The organism is Exiguobacterium sp. s63 (assembly GCF_018617335.1).
Lineage (GTDB): Bacteria > Bacillota > Bacilli > Exiguobacteriales > Exiguobacteriaceae > Exiguobacterium.
Genome location: NZ_JACSKB010000002.1, coordinates 490765 through 508889 on the forward strand (window position 1 = coordinate 490765; position 18125 = coordinate 508889).

Genomic DNA, 18125 nt, shown 5'->3' on the forward strand with positions numbered 1-18125 from the left:
AGGACATGGGGAAAGTAGCATGGGTGTTTCCAGGACAAGGTTCCCAAGCCGTCGGAATGGGACAAACCTTCTTAAATCATCCTGAAATGCTTCAAGCAATCGGACGTCGACTCGGATTTGACCTTCTTGAAGTCATGTCATCCGGGTCGAAGGAAGATTTACAAGAAACAGAAGTCGCGCAACCGGCGATCGTGGCGCACGCCTCGTTGCTCGCGCAAGCTTATGCGAAGAACGGTGCGACACCAGACGTCGTCATTGGGCATAGCGTGGGTGAATATGCCGCGCTCGTCAGTGCGGGTGTCATCGATCTAGAAGAGGCGACCGTACTCGTCCGCGAACGCGGTCAGTTGATGTCTGAAGTAAAGGACGGAACGATGGCCGCGGTCGTTGGAATGACCGATCTTCAAGAGGCACACCACATTACGGAAAAAATTAGTGCGAGTGGAGATTTAGTTCAAATCGCCAATTTAAATTGTCCAGGTCAATTCGTGATTTCAGGACATGTCGACGCAGTCGAACAAGCGAGTGTAGAATTGAAGGCAGCTGGGGCGAAACGGGTGTTACCGTTACAAGTCTCTGGAGCGTTCCATAGTTCATACATGATGCCGGCAGCGACTCGTTTCCAGGATGTCCTCGCCTCATCGCCGTTTACAGAAGCTTCAGTCGACGTGATTTCAAACGTAGACGCGGCTGTGCATCGTGACCCTGAACACTTAAAAGCGTTATTGACGAAACAACTCTATTCGTCTGTTCGCTTTGAAGAATGTGTTCGTAAAGCGATTGCAGACGGTGTCGATACGTTTATCGAATTTGGTCCATCATCACCACTCTCTGGATTGATCAAACGAATCGATTCAAACGTTACGATTCAAAAGGCGACCACGTTAGAAGAAGTCGCCTCGTTAGGAGGAGAAGTTCGTGCGTGATCAAGTAGCGATCGTGACAGGTGCGTCCCGAGGAATCGGTGCGGCCATCGCGAAACGTTTAGGGGAAGACGGCTTCAAAGTCGTCGTGAACTACTCGGGTAGTGAACAAAAGGCAAATGAGGTCGTCGCGACCATCGTGGAGGCAGGTGGTGAAGCCCTTGCCGTCAAGGCCGACGTTTCAAATGCTGACGACGTCAAAGCGCTCGTCAAGACAACGGTCGATACGTACGGTCGGGTCGATTGCCTCGTCAACAACGCAGGAATTACACGTGACGGGTTACTCATGCGGATGAAAGAGGCGGATTTTGAAGACGTGTTATCGACGAATTTAAAAGGGGCCTTCTTGACATCTCAAGCCGTCACGAGACCGTTACTCAAATCAAACTCAGGTCGAATCATCAATATCGCCTCTGTTGTCGGGATTACCGGTAATGCCGGGCAGGCAAACTATGCGGCTGCGAAAGCAGGATTGATTGGGTTGACGAAGTCGGTGGCTCGTGAGCTCGCCGGACGTCATGTGACGGTCAATGCCGTCTGTCCAGGGTTCATTCAAACTGACATGACGGATGCCTTGACAGATGCACAGCGAGAGGCTACACTCGGACAGATTCCGTTCAATCGTTTCGGTCAGGTGGAAGATGTGGCAAACCTCGTCTCTTTCCTGGCATCGGAACAGGCCGCTTATGTGACTGGACAGACGATTGCCGTCGATGGCGGCATGACAATGGCGTAAAAGAGAACTTTACCAACAGACAGACATTTAATATACTTACCTTTGGAGGGATTTTATCATGACAAAAGAACAAATCTTAGTAGACGTAAAAGAAGCAGTAGCAGAGAAGCTCGGGAAAGATGTATCTGAGATCACTGCAGACAAATCGTTCAAGGACGACCTTGGCGCGGATTCACTTGAAGTGATGGAAATGGTGATGGACCTCGAAGACAAGTTCGACATCACGATCGAAGACGAAGATGCTGAAAAGCTCGCGACTGTTGGAGACGTAGTAGCTTACATCGAAACAAAAGTGTAATCAAGCTATCCCACCGCTCGGTTCCGGGCGGTGGGCTTGTGCTTATTCATGGAGGGAACTATGACAAAAGACAAACGACGGTTTGACCGTCAAGGGTCGGCGCAGCGTCGTCGACGTCAGGAAATGGAACGGGCACGCATCTTAGAATTATTTAAATCGTTACAAGAACGCATGGACGTTCAGTTTTCAAACCACGACTTGCTGATGCAGGCGTTCACGCACTCTTCATATGTGAATGAACAGCGTGGATTGCGAAAAGATAATGAACGTTTAGAATTTTTAGGGGATGCTGTCCTTGAATTGACTGTATCTCGCTTTTTGTATGAGACTTATCCGGAGCGTTCCGAGGGGGAATTAACAAAATTACGGGCGGCAATCGTTTGTGAACCGTCACTCGTAAATTTTGCGGAAGCCTATGCTTTCTCTGATTTCATCTTGCTTGGGAAAGGTGAAGAGTTGACCGGTGGGAGAAAACGTCCGGCTTTACTTGCCGATGTATTCGAATCTTATATCGGGGCTCTTTATTTAGACCAGGGAATCGAATCAGTCGAACGGTTCCTCGCCGAAGCGGTTTTTCCGAAAGTCTTAGCGGGCGTATTTGAAGAACAAACTGATTTTAAGAGCCAGTTGCAGGAAAGTGTTCAGCGAGAAGGGCTCGGACCGGTATCATATGAGATTATCGAAGAACGAGGTCCTGCGCATAGTCGTGAATTCGTCGCGCACGCTCGTCTCAGTGATGATATCGTCGGCGAAGGGGTCGGGCGTTCGAAAAAAGAAGCTGAGCAATTGGCGGCGAAAGAAGCACTCATCGCCTTCAATCGTCGTTACGCAGACTTATAATCAAAAGGAGTGGACCATTCACGATGGTTCCACTCCTTTTTCATGTCAATTGACCGAGCTCTTCGACGATTCCGTCAACTTCTGAAATGGAGAGGGAAGAGCGTGTCATCACGTATTCATAAATTTCTTTTACCGCTGATGGGTCAGCTGCATTATATTCTTCCGCTTTGATCGCTCCGCGGTTAATAATGTTCATTTTATCCAAAATGGCTTCGATCATCTGTTCATTCGTCATCTGTATTCCCCTTTCTACAGTTCTTTTTAGAATAGCATGATTCTGGCATTTTGACGAACTGTTAACTGTGGTAAAATATACAGATGAATGCTTACTGCGGATAGGATGGTCACGATGCACTTAAAACGAATCGAACTCGCTGGCTTTAAATCATTTGCCAAGCGAATTGAATTAGATTTCCGTCCCGGCGTCACGGCTGTTGTAGGGCCGAACGGGAGCGGGAAATCCAATATATCGGACGCTGTTCGCTGGGTACTTGGAGAACAGTCGGCCAAATCACTTCGCGGTGCCAAGATGGAAGATGTCATCTTCGCCGGAAGTGAAGGAGAGAATCACCGAAATGTCGCCGAGGTCACGCTCGTCCTCGATAATCGCGACGAACAGTTGCGTCTCCCTTATGAAGAAGTGAGTGTGACCCGTCGCGTGACCCGAAGTGGGGACAGCGACTATTTTATGAATAAAAAACCATGTCGTTTAAAAGACGTCATTGACTTGTTTTTAGACACGGGTCTTTCCCGCGATGCGTTCGCCATTATCGGGCAAGGGCGGGTCGAACAGGTCATATCCGGTAAACCGGAAGAACGTCGTGCCGTCATTGAAGAGGCAGCCGGCGTATTAAAGTATCGTCAACGAAAAAAACAGGCTGAACGGAAATTGCAAGACACCGAATTGAACTTGTCTCGCGTCGATGACATTTTATTTGAGTTAGCGGATCGCGTTGAACCGCTCCGTGAACAGGCAGCGCTCGCTCGGGAGTATAAAGTGGCGAAAGCACGACACGATGAACTCGAAACGGGAATCATGGGTGCTGAGATTCGATTGCTTCAACAAGAGATTGAACTAGTGTCGGCACGTCACGTGGAATCTGTTCAACAGTTATCTGACTGTGACCGTTCGGTACGTGACCTCACCGATGAACGTAGCGACCTCGAAGCGACGCTTGCTCAGTTGCGTGAAGAATTGACAGAGCTCAACCAAAACGAAAGGGAGCACTCGACGTACGTCGAGCGCTTGACGGGTGATATCAAGCTCGCAAAAGCACAAGAAGAACATGGTGCCGAGATGAAAGACCGCCTCGTCCGTCAACGTGAAGAAGTACGTGTGGAAATGACCGAACTTGAAGCGCGCTTGAAGGTCGTTCGTGAAGAGCTTGACCAAAAAGTAAGCACGTTGCGACAAACGACCGAGGCAAGAGAAGCGCTACAGCAACAGTTGACATCCGCCTCTCGTGATTTCAACGCTGAAATCGAAGCGTTACAAAGCGAGGCGTTCGAACTTGCGACAACGAAAGCGACAATCGGTAACCAACAAAAACGAGAACAACGGGATATCGATATTGCCGTCGAGTCGAAAGAACGTCTTCTTCGTGAGAACAAACATCGCCTCGATGATCGTTCCTCTCAAGAAGCGACTCTCTTGGCGGCCCAAGAACAGTATGAAACAGTGCGGAGTCGTTTCGAACGACTGAGTAAAAAAGAATCGGAACTTCGCGACCAAGAGACGGCAATCCGCGAGAAACGGTCTCGAGCCGAATCATCTTATTATGACCTTGAACGGCGTCGCCAAAAGACGGAAGACCGAATCGAGATGCTCGAACGAATGAAGCAATCGTATGAGGGCTATTTCCATGCGGTCAAATTCGTCCTAAAAGACCGTTCGCCAGGTGTCCTTGGTGCCGTCGCTGAATTGATCCGTGTCCGCCCTTCTTATGAGGCGGCGATTGAAACGGCACTTGGTCAGACACAGCAACATGTGGTCGTACAAGATGAGTCAGTGGGGCGTCGTGAGATTGACAAATTACGAAAAGCCAACGCAGGTCGGGCGACGTTCTTGCCGATGACGACGATCAAACCGAGATTCGTGCCGAGTGATGTGTTGGATCGACTTGAAGCGATGAACGGGTTTGTCGGAGTGGCATCGGAACTTGTCGAAACGGATGAATCGTACGAGACGTTGAAAAAATCGTTGCTCGGTTCAGTGCTCGTTGCTGAGACTCTTGAAGTCGCGAACCGCATCGCCCAATCGACGGGATATCGTTTCCGTGTCGTCACGCTAGAAGGGGATATCGTCAACGTCGGTGGTTCGATGACGGGTGGTAGCCGCAAGCAAGGCGTGGCCTTGTTCACGCAATCACGTGAATTGGATGACTTGAAAGAAGGTCTTACCCAAGGTCTCGCGATGCTACATGAGCAAAAACAGCGTCTTCAAGAATATACGGAAGCGTTGAATGCAATCACTCAAGAATTATCAGCGCTTCGTGATGAGAAACGTACCGTGGAAGAATCGCTTCGAGAGGTCGAGGCTACTTATCGTACGGCCGAACGTGCCTCACTTGATGCCAAGTCACAACTAGAGCTGTTCGACCATGAAATGATGCGCTACGAGCGGACAATTGAGACATCGACTGCCGAATTGGAGCGATTGACGGTTGAATTGGCTGAAACGGACGGTGCACAAGCAGACATTCGCTCTCGCCTCGAATCACTTCGGGCAGAGCAGGCGAAAAGCGCTGAGAGTACGGGACAATTGGAAGCACGCCTTCGTCAAAACGAGCTCGATCTTCAGCGTCACACGCTCGAAGAAGAGCGGGTCCGAAACGAATTGGAGCGCATGACGACGGAACAAAATCGTCTGCAGGAACGTACCGATCAGATGGAGCGTGAACTCACGCGCCTCGATAGTGGAGAAGTCGTGTCATCTGCCGAGCTCGAAGCGACGCTCGCTACTGCCAAACTAGAATTCACAGAAATTCAAGAACGGCTTCAAAAAGTGACGGCAACGCTCAAGGCGAATGAAGAAGCGTACCGAATCATGCGTCAGCGAGTCGACCAAGCGACGGAAGCACGGCGTCAGGCGGAAACCGTCGTCAGAAAACTGGAGACGGCGAAACAAGAGTTCGAACTGAAACGGCAATGGAAGCTCGATGCGTTAGAAGAGAACGGACTCGTCGCAGAGCTACTTCCGGCACTTGAAATTCCACTAGAAGAGGCAAAAGAAGAGTTCAAGTTGCTCGTTCGCCAAATTGAAGAGATCGGACCGGTCAACATGAATGCGATTGAAGAGTTTGATAGTGTCCACGAACGCTTTACGTTCCTGTCCGAGCAACGGGATGACCTCGTCAGCGCAAAAGAAGATTTATATGAGATCATCTCGGAGATGGACCGTGAAGTGACGCGTCTCTTCAAAGAGACGTATACGAGTGTACGGGCGCACTTCAAGCAGACGTTCACCGAACTCTTCGGTGGCGGAGAGGCGGATTTGAAATTAGTTGATGAATCCGATTTATTGAATACAGGAATCGAAATCGTCGCCAAACCACCGGGTAAAAAGTTACAGACGCTCAGCCTCTTGTCTGGTGGGGAGCGTGCGCTGACGGCCATCGCATTATTGTTTGCGATTTTGAAGACACGTCCGGTACCGTTCTGTGTCCTCGATGAGGTCGAGGCGGCCCTTGATGAGGCGAACGTGCATCGTTTCGGAGAATACATTCGAACGTTGTCGATCGATACGCAGTTCGTCATCATCACGCACCGGAAAGGGACGATGGAAGCGGCGGACACATTATATGGCGTCACGATGCAACAGAACGGGGTATCCGAAGTATTATCGGTCGAACTGTCTGAAGCAAAACGTGTCGTTGAAATGGATGAAGAGATGGAGGAATCACGTTGAGTTTTTTCAAGAAATTAAAAGAGAAGTTGACGACATCTACCCAAGAGGTGTCACAGAAGTTTACCGAGGGGTTGACGAAGACGCGTGACGGCTTTGCAAGTGCCGTCAACGACCTCGTCTATCGTTTCCGCGAGGTGGATGAAGACTTCTTCGATGAACTCGAAGATTTACTCATTCAAGCGGACGTCGGGGTCACGACAACGATGGACCTCGTCGAAGATTTGAAGGAAGAAGTGAAGCGCCGCAATCTCAAAGACCCGGTCGCGGTTCGTGACGCCCTCGTTGAAGTCGTAGCAAAACGCCTTCAAGAGGATGAATCAGACCGTGAACTCAATATGCAGGACGGACTCACCGTCATCTTGTTTGTCGGTGTCAACGGTGTCGGGAAGACGACGACGATCGGCAAACTGGCGCATCAATTGAAGTCAGAAGGACGTTCCGTCATGCTTGCGGCAGGCGATACGTTCCGTGCTGGCGCCATCGAGCAACTCCAAGTATGGGGAGAACGTGTCGGTGTGCCCGTCATTCGTCAAACGGAAGGGTCTGACCCGGCTGCCGTTGTCTTTGACGCCGTTCAAGCAGCGAAGTCACGCAATATGGACGTCTTGATTTGTGATACGGCGGGACGTCTTCAAAATAAGGTTAATTTAATGAAAGAACTTGAAAAAGTAAAACGAGTCATTGAGCGCGAAGTGCCGAACGGACCGCACGAAGTCTTGCTCGCATTAGACGCGACGACCGGTCAAAACGCCATGGTTCAAGCGAAGGCGTTCAAAGAAGCAACGAACGTGAGCGGGATCGTCTTGACGAAACTCGATGGGACGGCCAAAGGCGGAATCGTCTTAGCGATTCGAAACGAGCTCGATATCCCTGTCAAATATGTCGGTCTTGGAGAGAAGATTGACGATTTGCAGGAGTTTGATCCAGAACAGTTCGTTCTTGGATTGTTCGGGGATGTTTTCGAGGACAAGAACGAGGAAGCTTTGACAGAAAAAGAGGACACAAACGAGGACCTCGCCTAAGTTTTACTGTTAAGAAAAAAACTTGACAAGTAATAGGCACGGCTGTACTATAGGTAGTTGTAAAGGGATTTCACTTAACATGTGGAGGTGAAAGGTTTGACGCTCGAAAAAACGAATCGCATGAACTATCTCATCGATTTCTATCAAGCGCTCCTCACACCGAAACAGCGCAACTATATGTCTCTTTATTACCTAGATGACTACTCGCTCGGAGAGATTGCGGAAGAGTTTGAAGTCAGCCGTCAAGCGGTCTACGATAACATAAAGCGTACAGAAACGATGCTTGAACAGTACGAGGAAAAGCTTGCCCTATTCGAAAAGTTCGAACAGCGCCAGCAACTTCTTCAGACCCTCAAACGTCAAGTCGAGCTCACGGATGACGTGAGTGCCACGATTTCTGCGCTTGAGAATTTAGAGTAGGGGGCTGAAGCATGGCATTTGAAGGATTATCAGAACGATTGCAATCGACACTTTCAAAAATGCGCGGTAAAGGGAAAATCTCGGAGGCAGATGTCAAAGAGATGATGCGTGAGGTTCGCCTCGCCCTCCTCGAAGCCGACGTCAACTTTAAAGTCGTCAAGCAATTCGTCAATGACGTGAAGGAACGCGCCGTTGGTCAGGATGTCATGAAATCATTGACGCCAGGTCAACAAGTCGTCAAAATCGTTCACGAAGAGTTGTCAAACTTGATGGGAAGCGATGTCGTCCCGATCTCATTCAGTCAGAAACCACCGACAGTCGTCATGATGGTCGGTCTGCAGGGGGCAGGGAAAACGACGACGACCGGGAAGCTAGCGAACTTGATTCGTAAAAAGCATAACCGCAGTCCACTTCTCGTCGCAGCGGATATTTACCGTCCGGCGGCAATCAAGCAGCTCGAGACACTCGGGAAACAACTCGATTTACCGGTCTTCTCGCTTGGCGATCAAGTGAAACCGGAAGAGATTGTGACGAAAGCACTCGAGTACGCAAAAACAAATCATCACGATTTCGTGTTGATCGATACGGCCGGTCGCCTTCATATCGATGAGACGCTTATGGGCGAGCTCGAAAATGTGAAGACGATTGCCAAACCAAATGAAATCTTCCTCGTCGTCGATTCGATGACAGGTCAAGATGCGGTCAATGTGGCCGACAGTTTCAATGAGAAACTCGGAATCACCGGGGTCGTGCTGACAAAGCTCGACGGAGATACACGAGGCGGGGCAGCCCTTTCGATTAAGGCAGTCACGGGAGCGCCGATTAAATTCGTCGGTCTCGGAGAAAAGTTGGATGCCCTCGAACCATTCCACCCGGAACGCATGGCGTCACGGATCCTTGGGATGGGGGACGTGCTCTCGCTCATTGAAAAAGCCGAGACACAGATGGACCAAGACGCAGCGAAGGAGCTTGAAAGCAAAATTCGTGACGCGTCATTCACGTTCGATGATTTCATTGAACAGTTGGCCCAAGTGAAAAACATGGGACCAATTGATGAATTACTTTCGATGTTACCTGGTGCAGGTAAGATGAAAGGGTTGAAGAACGTCCAAATCGACGAGAAGCAACTCGATCACGTCGAGGCGATCATTCGCTCGATGACGAAACATGAGCGCGCCAATCCGGAAGTGCTCAATGCGAGTCGTCGGAAGCGGATCGCAAAGGGGAGCGGTCGCTCGATTCAAGAAGTGAACCGTCTCATCAAACAGTTCGATGACATGAAGAAGATGATGAAACAAATGTCAGGACAAATGAAAGGGAAGAAAAAGGGCCTCGGTCTTCCATTCTTCTAACAAAAACTTTTGTCAGTCGAACGAAAAAGCTGTATACTATAAAAGTTGTCAATTCTTAAACACATGATGGAGGTATATTACCATGGCAGTTAAAATTCGTCTTAAGCGCATGGGCGCAAAAAAATCACCTTTCTACCGTATCGTTGTAGCAGACTCACGTTCACCACGTGATGGTCGCTTCATCGAGCAAGTTGGTCACTACAACCCGGTTGCAAAACCAGAAGCAGAAGTTCGCATCAACGAAGAACTCGCTCTTAAATGGTTGGCAGACGGCGCGAAGCCATCTGACACAGTACGTAACTTGTTCTCTAAAGCAGGGATCATGGAGAAATTCCACAACGCGAAAAACGCGAAGTAATGATGTGGCCGACCTTTTCTGAGGTCGGCCTATTTTGTTGAGGAGGGAAAAAAGATGGATTGGTTATACGTTGGGAAAATCGCCAATACGCACGGCCTTAAAGGGGAAGTGAAGATCTTGGCGGCGACAGACTTTCCAGAAGAACGATTTAAAAAAGGAAACACGTTATTCCTTGATGTCGACGGAACGAAACAGGAAATGACGATCACGACGTATCGTCCGCATAAGCAGTTTCACCTCGTCACGTTCAAGGGATTTGACAATATCAATCTCATTGAAAAATATAAAGGGCATAAACTATACGTTCACGCCGAACACGTCCACGATTTGGACGAACACGAATTTTATTATCATGAAATCATCGGCTGTGAGGCTGTCGTGGACGGGGAAGTCATCGGTGTCGTCGACGACATCTTTGAAACGAACGGAGCGAACGACGTCTGGGTCATCAAACGACCAGGCAAGTCGGATGCGCTCATCCCTTATATCGAATCGGTCGTCCAAGAGATCGATGTCGATGCGAAACGTGTCGTCATCACGCCAATCCCTGGAATGATTGACGATGAAGATTGATGTATTGACGTTGTTCCCCGAGATGTTTCATGCGCTCGATCACTCCATCGTCGGTCGAGCGAAGACGCTCGGGCAAGTGGAGATGTCGTTCCTCAACTTCCGGGACTTTTCAACGAACAAGCATCATAAGGTCGACGATTATCCGTACGGCGGGGGCGCGGGCATGCTACTCACCCCTCAGCCGATTTTCGATGCGTTCGATTCCCTTGAGGCGAAGAGCCCGCGCGTCATCCTGACGACCCCGACCGGAAAACCGTTCAATCAACGAATGGCCGAAGAATGGGCGAAAGAGGACCATCTAGTCTTTCTTTGTGGACATTATGAAGGGTTCGACCAGCGCATCCATGATGAACTGGCGACGGATGAGGTGTCGATCGGGGACTTCGTCTTGACTGGTGGAGAACTAGCGACGATGGTCATGATCGATGCGACCGTTAGACTTATTCCCGACGTCCTCGGCGATCAGGCGAGCCATGAGGATGACTCGTTCTCGACCGGACTTTTAGAATACCCGCACTATACGCGACCGGCAGATTTTCGTGGTCTGACCGTACCGGACGTCCTGTTGTCGGGAAATCATGCCCGCATCGAGGCGTGGCGACGCGAACAATCGCTCGAGCGCACGTATCGACGACGTCCCGATTTACTTGAACATACCGAGTTGACGGATGCTGACAAAAAGTTTCTACAATCATTGCGCGATTGAGAAATATATGCTATGTTTGAGCATGTGGGTTAAACCCATCGATTACCGATGTTCCGCTGTTGGATGCTTGGGCATATGAAGATATGAACATTGAAGAAAAAGGAGATATGATTCATGAACACACAAAAACTGTTCCGTGAAATCACAGAAGAACAATTCAAATCGGACGTACCTGCTTTCCGTCCTGGTGACACAGTACGTGTCCACGTTAAAGTTGTAGAGGGAACGCGTGAGCGTATCCAGATCTTCGAAGGCGTAGTAATCAAGCGTAAAGGTGGCGGCATCAGCGAAACATTCACAGTCCGTAAGATTTCTTACGGCGTAGGTGTTGAGCGTGCATTCCCGCTTCACTCACCACGCGTTGCGCAAATCGAAGTCGTACGCTACGGTAAAGTTCGCCGTGCGAAACTTTACTACCTCCGTAACCTTCGCGGTAAAGCAGCACGTATTAAAGAAATCCGTCGTTAAGATGGGAATTAAGCTTGTCGCTTGCGACAAGCTTCTTTTTTTCTAGTACAATAAGTTCAAATGGATAGAGGAGTGAGTGAAGTTGAAAGAAGTGTTTAGTTGGCTCAAAGCCATCGTTGTCGCGCTTGTCATCGCGTTCGTCATCCGGACGTTCATCTTCGTTCCCGTCATCGTAGAAGGAGAGTCGATGATGCCGACACTCCACAATGCGGATCGAATGATCGTCAGTAAAATTTCGAACTATGTTGGAGAGCTAGACCGAGGCGATATCGTCGTGTTCCATGCGACAGAATCAAAAGACTATATTAAACGTGTCATCGCTATTCCTGGAGACACGCTCGAATATCGAGATGATATGCTTTATATTAACGGCGAAGCGGTGGAAGAACCGTATTTGGATGAGTTCCGTGCCCAGATGAACGGGTTCCCATTGACGGAGAACTTTACACTCGAACAAGTGACGGGTGAGTCGGTCGTTCCAGAAGATTCGTATTTCGTCATGGGTGACAATCGTCAAAACTCGAAAGACAGCCGTGAAATCGGATTTGTGTCGAAAGAGGAGATTGTCGGTAAGACAAACTTCATCTTCTGGCCGCTCGATGATGTAGGCACGGTAGAAGATTAAGGTGGTGCTTTTTTGGCAATTCAATGGTTTCCTGGCCACATGGCCAAAGCAAGAAGACAAGTTACTGAAAAATTAAAATTGATTGACGTCGTCATCGAGCTCGTGGATGCACGCGTGCCACAATCGAGCCGTAACCCGATGGTCGATGAGATTACGGCGGGAAAACCCCGCCTCATCGTCCTGAACAAAGCAGATATGGCCGACCCCGTTGTGACGGACGCGTGGTTACGCGCGTTGAAGCAAGAAGAGGTCGAGGTCGTCGCAGTCGATGCGAAGCATAGCAAAGGCTTGAAACAGCTCATCACAGGTGCACAAAAGTTGATGAAAGAAAAACATGATCGCATGCGTGAGAAAGGTCGCAATCCAGGACCGATCCGTGCGCTCATCATCGGAATCCCGAACGTTGGGAAATCGACGCTCATCAACCGTCTTGCGGGGCGGAACATCGCCATCACAGGCGATCGTCCTGGTGTGACGAAACGTCAGCAGTGGATCAAGATGAAAGGCGGCGAAATGGAACTCTTGGATACCCCAGGGATTCTTTGGCCGAAGTTCGAAGACCAGCAAGTCGGATATCGTTTAGCTGCAACCGGCGCCATCAAAGATGAAATTCTTAACTTGGATGACATCGCCTTGTTTACGGTTCGTGAGCTCCAGGCGAGATATCCTGAGCAACTGAAGGAACGGTTCAAACTCGAAACGTTACCGGAAGATGCGGTAGAACTCCTTGAGATGATTGGTAAAAAACGTGGGTTGATCAGTGGCGGATACGTCGATTTTGAAAAGGCGAGCGAACTACTTTTGAATGAACTACGTCATGAAAAGATTGGACGGATCTCCCTTGAGACACCGGCTGACCATGAAATGGCGTGAAGCTCTGTGAAAACAGGGCTTTTTTGAATAGGAGGAAAATCGTGACGATTCAACAGATTAAACAACAACTTCAACAAATCCGATATGAAGAGTGGAACCAATTGAAGTCGACGTTGTCACAAGACCCACGTGCGGGCGTTCAGACATTGATTCGACAAAAAGAGCGTCAATTCGAACGGGAACAAGCGTTACGTGAGGATTTCGAACGACGGATGATCTATGAGCGTGAGTGGAAGCATAAAGGGTATACTCGGGTCGTCGGCGTGGACGAGGTCGGACGAGGTCCGCTCGCTGGTCCCGTCGTTGCGGCGGCGGTCCTGTTACCGGAAGATTTTTATATCGCGGGATTGAATGATTCAAAAAAGATGACAAAGTCAGCGAGGGACGAGGCATACGATCAGATTATCGAAGTCGCCGTGGTCGGTGTCGGCATCGTCGAACCGGCAACGATTGATGACATCAATATATATGAGTCGACGAAGCTTGCGATGATGGAGGCCATCCGTCAAGTTGGGGAAGTGGACGCTTTATTGATTGACGCCATGAACCTCGAGCTCGACACCCCTCAGCAGTCGCTCATTAAAGGGGACACGCTCAGTGTGTCGATTGCCGCTGCGAGTGTCGTCGCGAAAGTCGTCCGTGACCGGATGATGGAGGCGTATGACCTGACGTATCCTGGATACGGATTTGCGAAAAATGCAGGATATGGGACAGAGGCTCATTTGGATGGGTTGAGACGCCTCGGGGTAACCCCGATCCATCGACGTTCATTTGCCCCCATCAAGCATATGTGAAAGGAGTGATTGCGTTGCGTATCGATCATCAGGGCGTCATGCCATTCAAAGTGACAGAACAAACATCACGCCCGTTATTATTAGGGAACACGGTCGTCGGCAAAGTGTTGCAGCTCTTACCGGGTAACGAAGCGGTCATGCAATTGCCACAGGGAATCTTCCGGGTCGGTGTCAACGCGAACGTGAAAGAGAACGTCACGTACAAGTTAGTCGTCACAGACGTCGAGCCGAAACTCGTGCTAAAAGTGGTCACACAAGCGACGGAATCACTCATGACGGCAAAATCGCCACTACAAGCACTCGGAGAGCAACTCACGCGATTTATGCGTGATCCGATCCCTACACCGGAATCCGTGAAAACGGCAGGAAAGACGATGTTAGAGAGCGGAGCAGGGCAAGACATGAAGACGCTCGTCGGAGAGTTGTTCAAGGCAAAAGGAGAACCGAAGTTTGAACAGTTTGTGCGCGCGCAAGAAGCGTTCAATGCGGCGCAGAGTCCACCTTTTGCGGTTCAATCATTTCACATACCGCAATTAGGTCCGTTTGAACAAGTTCAACTTCGATTAGAAGCGCCAAAGCGAGAAATGATGGACTCCGATCACGCACGACTCGTGCTATTTCTCGAAACCCCACGATTTGGGGAGACTGGAATCGACGTGTTGATTCAAAAACGATATGTGTCTGTAAGGGTGTTTAATGAACAGCACGACTTGAGTCCATATGTCCGTACATATGAACCGATGTTGAAAGAGGGGTTGAAACAGGTGGCGTTCGAATTATCTTCTTTCTCATATGAAGTCAAACGTGAGCACATTCCTGAGACATTTGCGCCGCTAGGAAAGGTGGATCTTCAAATATGAAAGATCAAAAGAAAGCGATCGCCCTCTCGTATGAGCAGTCGATGGATGCGCCACATGTCGTGGCGAAAGGGTCTGGGATTGTCGCTGAGCGTATGCTTGAAGTGGCGCTCGCGAATGGAGTGCCGGTTCATGAAGACCCAGCGCTCCTCTCATTACTGTCGGCGTTGAACATTGAAGAGCAGATTCCAGAGGACGTATATCAAGTGATTGCTGAACTTTTTGTGTTTCTTTATCAGATGGAACAGGGTAAAATTTGATTTGTCTAGGGATATATGTGAAAAAAAGATGAAAACTTAAAGCAAGAACGATAGACAGCGCTTTCAGTTTTTCGTTACAATAGACGTGCCGATATTAAAGGGGACTAAGGGGGAAAACATATGAATATCCATGAGTATCAGGCGAAAGAATTGTTAAGAGAGTTTGGGGTAGCCGTTCCGACGGGTTATCCGGCCTTTACTGTTGAAGAAGCTGTGGCAGCTGCTGCGAAGCTTGACGGTGAAGTGAAAGTTGTTAAAGCTCAAATCCACGCAGGTGGCCGCGGTAAAGCCGGTGGCGTTAAACTTGCGAAGACAGACGAAGAAGTGAAGCAATACGCTTCTGAAATTCTCGGGAAAACGCTCGTGACACACCAAACAGGTCCGGAAGGAAAAGTTGTCCAGCGTCTCTATATCGAAGAAGGTTCTGCGATTGACCAAGAATTTTACTTAGGACTTGTGCTTGACCGTTCGATCGGCCGAATTGTCATCATGGGTTCATCTGAGGGTGGTATGGACATCGAGGAAGTCGCTGAACATTCACCAGAGAAAATTCATAAAGAAATCGTCGACCCGGTTGTGGGCTTACGTCCATTCCAGGCTCGTCGTCTCGCATTCAAGATGGAAGTTCCGACGAAACTCGTCAACAAGTTCAGTGACATGGTCATGAAGTTGTACAAAGTGTACGTTGAAACAGACTGCACAATTGCGGAAATCAACCCGCTCGTTACGACGAAGGACGGAAACGTGATTGCACTTGATGCGAAGTTAAACTTTGATAGCAATGCGCTTTATCGTCACTCTGATATCCTTGCGCTTCGTGACACGACGGAAGAGGACCCACGTGAAGTGGAAGCGTCGAAACATGACCTTAGCTACATCGCGCTTGACGGAAACATCGGTTGTCTCGTCAACGGTGCTGGTCTTGCGATGGCAACGATGGATATCATTAAACATTATGGCGCAGAACCCGCTAACTTCCTCGACGTAGGTGGCGGTGCGACAAAAGAAAAAGTAACAGAAGCATTCAAATTGATCTTGTCAGACGACCAGGTCAAAGGAATCTTCGTTAACATCTTCGGTGGAATCATGAAGTGTGACATCATCGCAGAGGGGATTGTCGCAGCGACGAAAGAAATCGGACTCGACTTGCCACTCGTCGTTCGCTTAGAAGGAACGAACGTTGATGCTGGGAAGCGCATTCTCGATGAATCTGGACTTGCGATTACAACTGCTAGCTCGATGGCTGACGGTGCAGAAAAAATCGCAGCACTTGTTCGATAAGGGGGAAACGACATGAGTATTTGGGCGAATAAAGATACGAAAGTCATCATTCAAGGGATTACAGGGAAGCAAGGTTTGTTCCACGGTGAACAAATGCTCGCATATAACACGAAATTAGTCGGAGGTGTCACACCTGGTAAAGGTGGAACGACAGTCCTCGACAACGTGCCAGTTTTCAACACTGTTTCTGAAGCGGTTGAAGCGACAGGTGCCAACGCATCGATCATTTACGTACCACCAGCATTCGCAGCGGACTCAATCATGGAAGCGGCGGATAGCGGAATCGAACTCATCATCTGTATCACAGAAGGAATTCCGGTTGTGGACATGATTCAAGTCAAACGGTATCTCGAAGACAAATCGGCTCGTTTGATCGGACCAAACTGCCCTGGTATCATTACGCCAGGAGAAGCAAAACTTGGAATCATGCCAGGTTACATTCATACGAAAGGGCATGTCGGAATCGTATCACGTTCAGGGACGCTCACGTATGAGGCAGTTCATCAGTTAACGACTGCGGGAATCGGTCAGTCGACAGCTGTAGGAATCGGGGGAGACCCGGTCAACGGAACGAACTTCATCGATACGCTTAAAGCATTCAACGAGGATGAGGACACGAAAGCGGTCATCATGATCGGTGAAATCGGTGGAACGGCTGAAGAAGAAGCAGCTGAATGGGTGAAAGCGAACATGACGAAACCGGTCATCGGCTTCATCGGTGGTCAGACGGCTCCTGAAGGCAAACGTATGGGACATGCTGGCGCCATCATCTCAGGTGGTAAAGGTACGGCTGCTGAGAAAATCAAGACATTGAACGCGAATGGAATCGAAGTCGCTGAAACACCAGCGGTCATCGGGGAAACATTGATTCGTGTCTTGAAAAATGAAGGGTTATACGAAGCGTGTGTCACGGGTCAACCGACGACATAAGAATCTTGAGGGATGCTTGCATCCCTCATTTTTTTAAAGGAGAGTTTGTGATGAATCAAACAATAGCTCGGTTTGCCGCTGAAAGAATTCCAGTTGAATTTGTGCATCATTATTTAAACGGGACACTTGAAACGCATCGCACACAATTTACTCCACACGTTTGGAAACGGGCTGAAACGGCTCTTTATGCATCAGAAACGTACAGACAGTTCGTCACATGGGAGGATGAGTTATTCCCGAAACGACTGTTAGAAATTCCGAATCCACCGTACTGCTTGTTTTACGAGGGAGATTTAGAGGTACTACAAGAAAGAACGACTGCGATGGTCGGAAGTCGTGAGTTGAATCGAATTAGTCAATTGTTGGTGAGTCACTATCACTCTTTAATAGAAGAAACTGTATCTGTTTCAGGTGGGGCCCTTGGGATTGATGGGCTCGTTCATGATTGTGCACTAAGCAAAAAACGTCCGACAGTGGCCGTACTTGGTGCAGGACTGAACAACCTTTATCCGAAAGCGAATCAACAGATGCTTTTACGGATTCCTGAGCAAGGAATTCTTTTGAGTGAGTATGCGCCAAACACACCCATTCAAAAATTTCAATTTTTGGAAAGGAATCGATTAGTGAGTGGTCTTGGTGATACGCTCGTCGTCATCCAGGCGAGGCGAAAAAGCGGAACGATGAATACGGTCGGACACGCTCTAGAGCAAGGAAAGACAGTGTTTGCCGTACCAGGTTCGCCACTCGATCCACTTGCTGAAGGACCGAACCGATTGATTGAAGAAGGTGCGATTCCACTGACGAATTCCGATCAAATTATTCGAGATCTCAAGATTGTACGTTGACAAACCGGTGAGAACATGAATATTATGGTAGGGATTTAAATGACCTCTAAAAGGGGA

21 protein-coding genes are annotated in these 18125 nt (G+C 49.0%); 20 read left to right on the forward strand and 1 reads right to left on the reverse strand.

Features of this window, described 5'->3' with window-relative positions; translation table 11 throughout:
* The first annotated feature begins 5 nt into the window (after nucleotides 1-5).
* The 4 genes from fabD (at nucleotide 6) to rnc (ending at nucleotide 2797) form a co-directional block, all read left to right on the forward strand.
* The gene (fabD, locus tag KNO90_RS09305; RefSeq protein ID WP_214740057.1) at nucleotides 6-926 is read left to right on the forward strand and encodes an ACP S-malonyltransferase; all 921 of its coding nucleotides are present in this window, start codon (nucleotides 6-8) and stop codon (nucleotides 924-926) included.
* On the forward strand, nucleotides 919-1659 hold the full coding sequence (fabG, locus tag KNO90_RS09310) for a 3-oxoacyl-[acyl-carrier-protein] reductase (RefSeq protein ID WP_214740058.1): 741 nt from the start codon (nucleotides 919-921) through the stop codon (nucleotides 1657-1659). Before fabD ends, fabG begins: the two co-directional genes overlap by 8 nt.
* A gap of 58 nt (nucleotides 1660-1717) precedes the next feature.
* Nucleotides 1718-1957 (forward strand): acyl carrier protein, encoded by a 240-nt coding sequence (gene acpP / locus KNO90_RS09315; RefSeq protein ID WP_214740059.1) that lies wholly within the window; start codon nucleotides 1718-1720, stop codon nucleotides 1955-1957.
* Between the two features lie 123 nt (nucleotides 1958-2080).
* Nucleotides 2081-2797, forward strand: a complete 717-nt coding sequence (gene rnc, locus KNO90_RS09320; RefSeq protein ID WP_214742361.1) for a ribonuclease III — start codon at nucleotides 2081-2083, stop codon at nucleotides 2795-2797.
* Nucleotides 2798-2837: 40 nt separating this feature from the next.
* Here the strand turns inward: rnc and KNO90_RS09325 are convergent, their stop codons facing one another.
* Nucleotides 2838-3032 (reverse strand): DUF1128 family protein, encoded by a 195-nt coding sequence (locus KNO90_RS09325; protein WP_034771119.1) that lies wholly within the window; start codon nucleotides 3030-3032, stop codon nucleotides 2838-2840.
* Between the two features lie 114 nt (nucleotides 3033-3146).
* Between KNO90_RS09325 and smc the strand changes: the two genes are divergently transcribed.
* The 16 genes from smc to dprA all read left to right on the forward strand — a co-directional run bounded on the left by smc (nucleotide 3147) and on the right by dprA (nucleotide 18068).
* Nucleotides 3147-6704, forward strand: a complete 3558-nt coding sequence (smc, locus tag KNO90_RS09330; RefSeq protein WP_214776820.1) for a chromosome segregation protein SMC — start codon at nucleotides 3147-3149, stop codon at nucleotides 6702-6704.
* A complete protein-coding gene (gene ftsY / locus KNO90_RS09335; RefSeq protein WP_214776822.1) occupies nucleotides 6701-7726 on the forward strand; it encodes a signal recognition particle-docking protein FtsY in 1026 nt (341 codons plus the stop codon). Before smc ends, ftsY begins: the two co-directional genes overlap by 4 nt.
* Before the next feature lie 96 nt (nucleotides 7727-7822).
* On the forward strand, nucleotides 7823-8146 hold the full coding sequence (locus tag KNO90_RS09340) for a putative DNA-binding protein (protein ID WP_015881364.1): 324 nt from the start codon (nucleotides 7823-7825) through the stop codon (nucleotides 8144-8146).
* An 11-nt stretch (nucleotides 8147-8157) separates the two neighbouring features.
* Nucleotides 8158-9498, forward strand: a complete 1341-nt coding sequence (gene ffh / locus KNO90_RS09345; protein WP_159562079.1) for a signal recognition particle protein — start codon at nucleotides 8158-8160, stop codon at nucleotides 9496-9498.
* An 82-nt stretch (nucleotides 9499-9580) separates the two neighbouring features.
* Entirely contained in the window at nucleotides 9581-9856 is a 276-nt protein-coding gene (rpsP, locus tag KNO90_RS09350; protein ID WP_015881366.1) for a 30S ribosomal protein S16, read from the forward strand.
* Nucleotides 9857-9910: 54 nt separating this feature from the next.
* Complete coding sequence (gene rimM, locus KNO90_RS09355) at nucleotides 9911-10429, forward strand: ribosome maturation factor RimM (protein ID WP_214740062.1); 519 nt, start codon at nucleotides 9911-9913, stop codon at nucleotides 10427-10429.
* Nucleotides 10419-11135, forward strand: a complete 717-nt coding sequence (gene trmD / locus KNO90_RS09360; RefSeq protein ID WP_214740063.1) for a tRNA (guanosine(37)-N1)-methyltransferase TrmD — start codon at nucleotides 10419-10421, stop codon at nucleotides 11133-11135. The genes rimM and trmD overlap by 11 nt, the downstream gene beginning before the upstream one ends.
* Before the next feature lie 114 nt (nucleotides 11136-11249).
* On the forward strand, nucleotides 11250-11603 hold the full coding sequence (gene rplS, locus KNO90_RS09365) for a 50S ribosomal protein L19 (RefSeq protein ID WP_015881369.1): 354 nt from the start codon (nucleotides 11250-11252) through the stop codon (nucleotides 11601-11603).
* An 82-nt stretch (nucleotides 11604-11685) separates the two neighbouring features.
* On the forward strand, nucleotides 11686-12228 hold the full coding sequence (lepB, locus tag KNO90_RS09370) for a signal peptidase I (protein ID WP_214740064.1): 543 nt from the start codon (nucleotides 11686-11688) through the stop codon (nucleotides 12226-12228).
* A gap of 12 nt (nucleotides 12229-12240) precedes the next feature.
* A complete protein-coding gene (gene ylqF / locus KNO90_RS09375; protein ID WP_214740065.1) occupies nucleotides 12241-13101 on the forward strand; it encodes a ribosome biogenesis GTPase YlqF in 861 nt (286 codons plus the stop codon).
* A gap of 41 nt (nucleotides 13102-13142) precedes the next feature.
* Nucleotides 13143-13895, forward strand: coding sequence for a ribonuclease HII (locus tag KNO90_RS09380; protein WP_214740066.1), 753 nt, complete (start codon nucleotides 13143-13145; stop codon nucleotides 13893-13895).
* Between the two features lie 5 nt (nucleotides 13896-13900).
* On the forward strand, nucleotides 13901-14755 hold the full coding sequence (locus KNO90_RS09385; RefSeq protein WP_353048489.1) for a hypothetical protein: 855 nt from the start codon (nucleotides 13901-13903) through the stop codon (nucleotides 14753-14755).
* Nucleotides 14752-15012 carry an EscU/YscU/HrcU family type III secretion system export apparatus switch protein gene (locus KNO90_RS09390; protein ID WP_214740069.1) on the forward strand — a complete coding sequence of 87 codons (261 nt, stop codon included), beginning with the start codon at nucleotides 14752-14754 and terminating at the stop codon, nucleotides 15010-15012. Before KNO90_RS09385 ends, KNO90_RS09390 begins: the two co-directional genes overlap by 4 nt.
* A 120-nt stretch (nucleotides 15013-15132) precedes the next feature.
* Nucleotides 15133-16293 (forward strand): ADP-forming succinate--CoA ligase subunit beta, encoded by a 1161-nt coding sequence (gene sucC, locus KNO90_RS09395; RefSeq protein ID WP_214740071.1) that lies wholly within the window; start codon nucleotides 15133-15135, stop codon nucleotides 16291-16293.
* Between the two features lie 12 nt (nucleotides 16294-16305).
* Complete coding sequence (gene sucD, locus KNO90_RS09400) at nucleotides 16306-17223, forward strand: succinate--CoA ligase subunit alpha (RefSeq protein ID WP_215113487.1); 918 nt, start codon at nucleotides 16306-16308, stop codon at nucleotides 17221-17223.
* A 50-nt stretch (nucleotides 17224-17273) separates the two neighbouring features.
* On the forward strand, nucleotides 17274-18068 hold the full coding sequence (gene dprA / locus KNO90_RS09405; RefSeq protein ID WP_214740073.1) for a DNA-processing protein DprA: 795 nt from the start codon (nucleotides 17274-17276) through the stop codon (nucleotides 18066-18068).
* Nucleotides 18069-18125 lie beyond the last annotated feature (57 nt).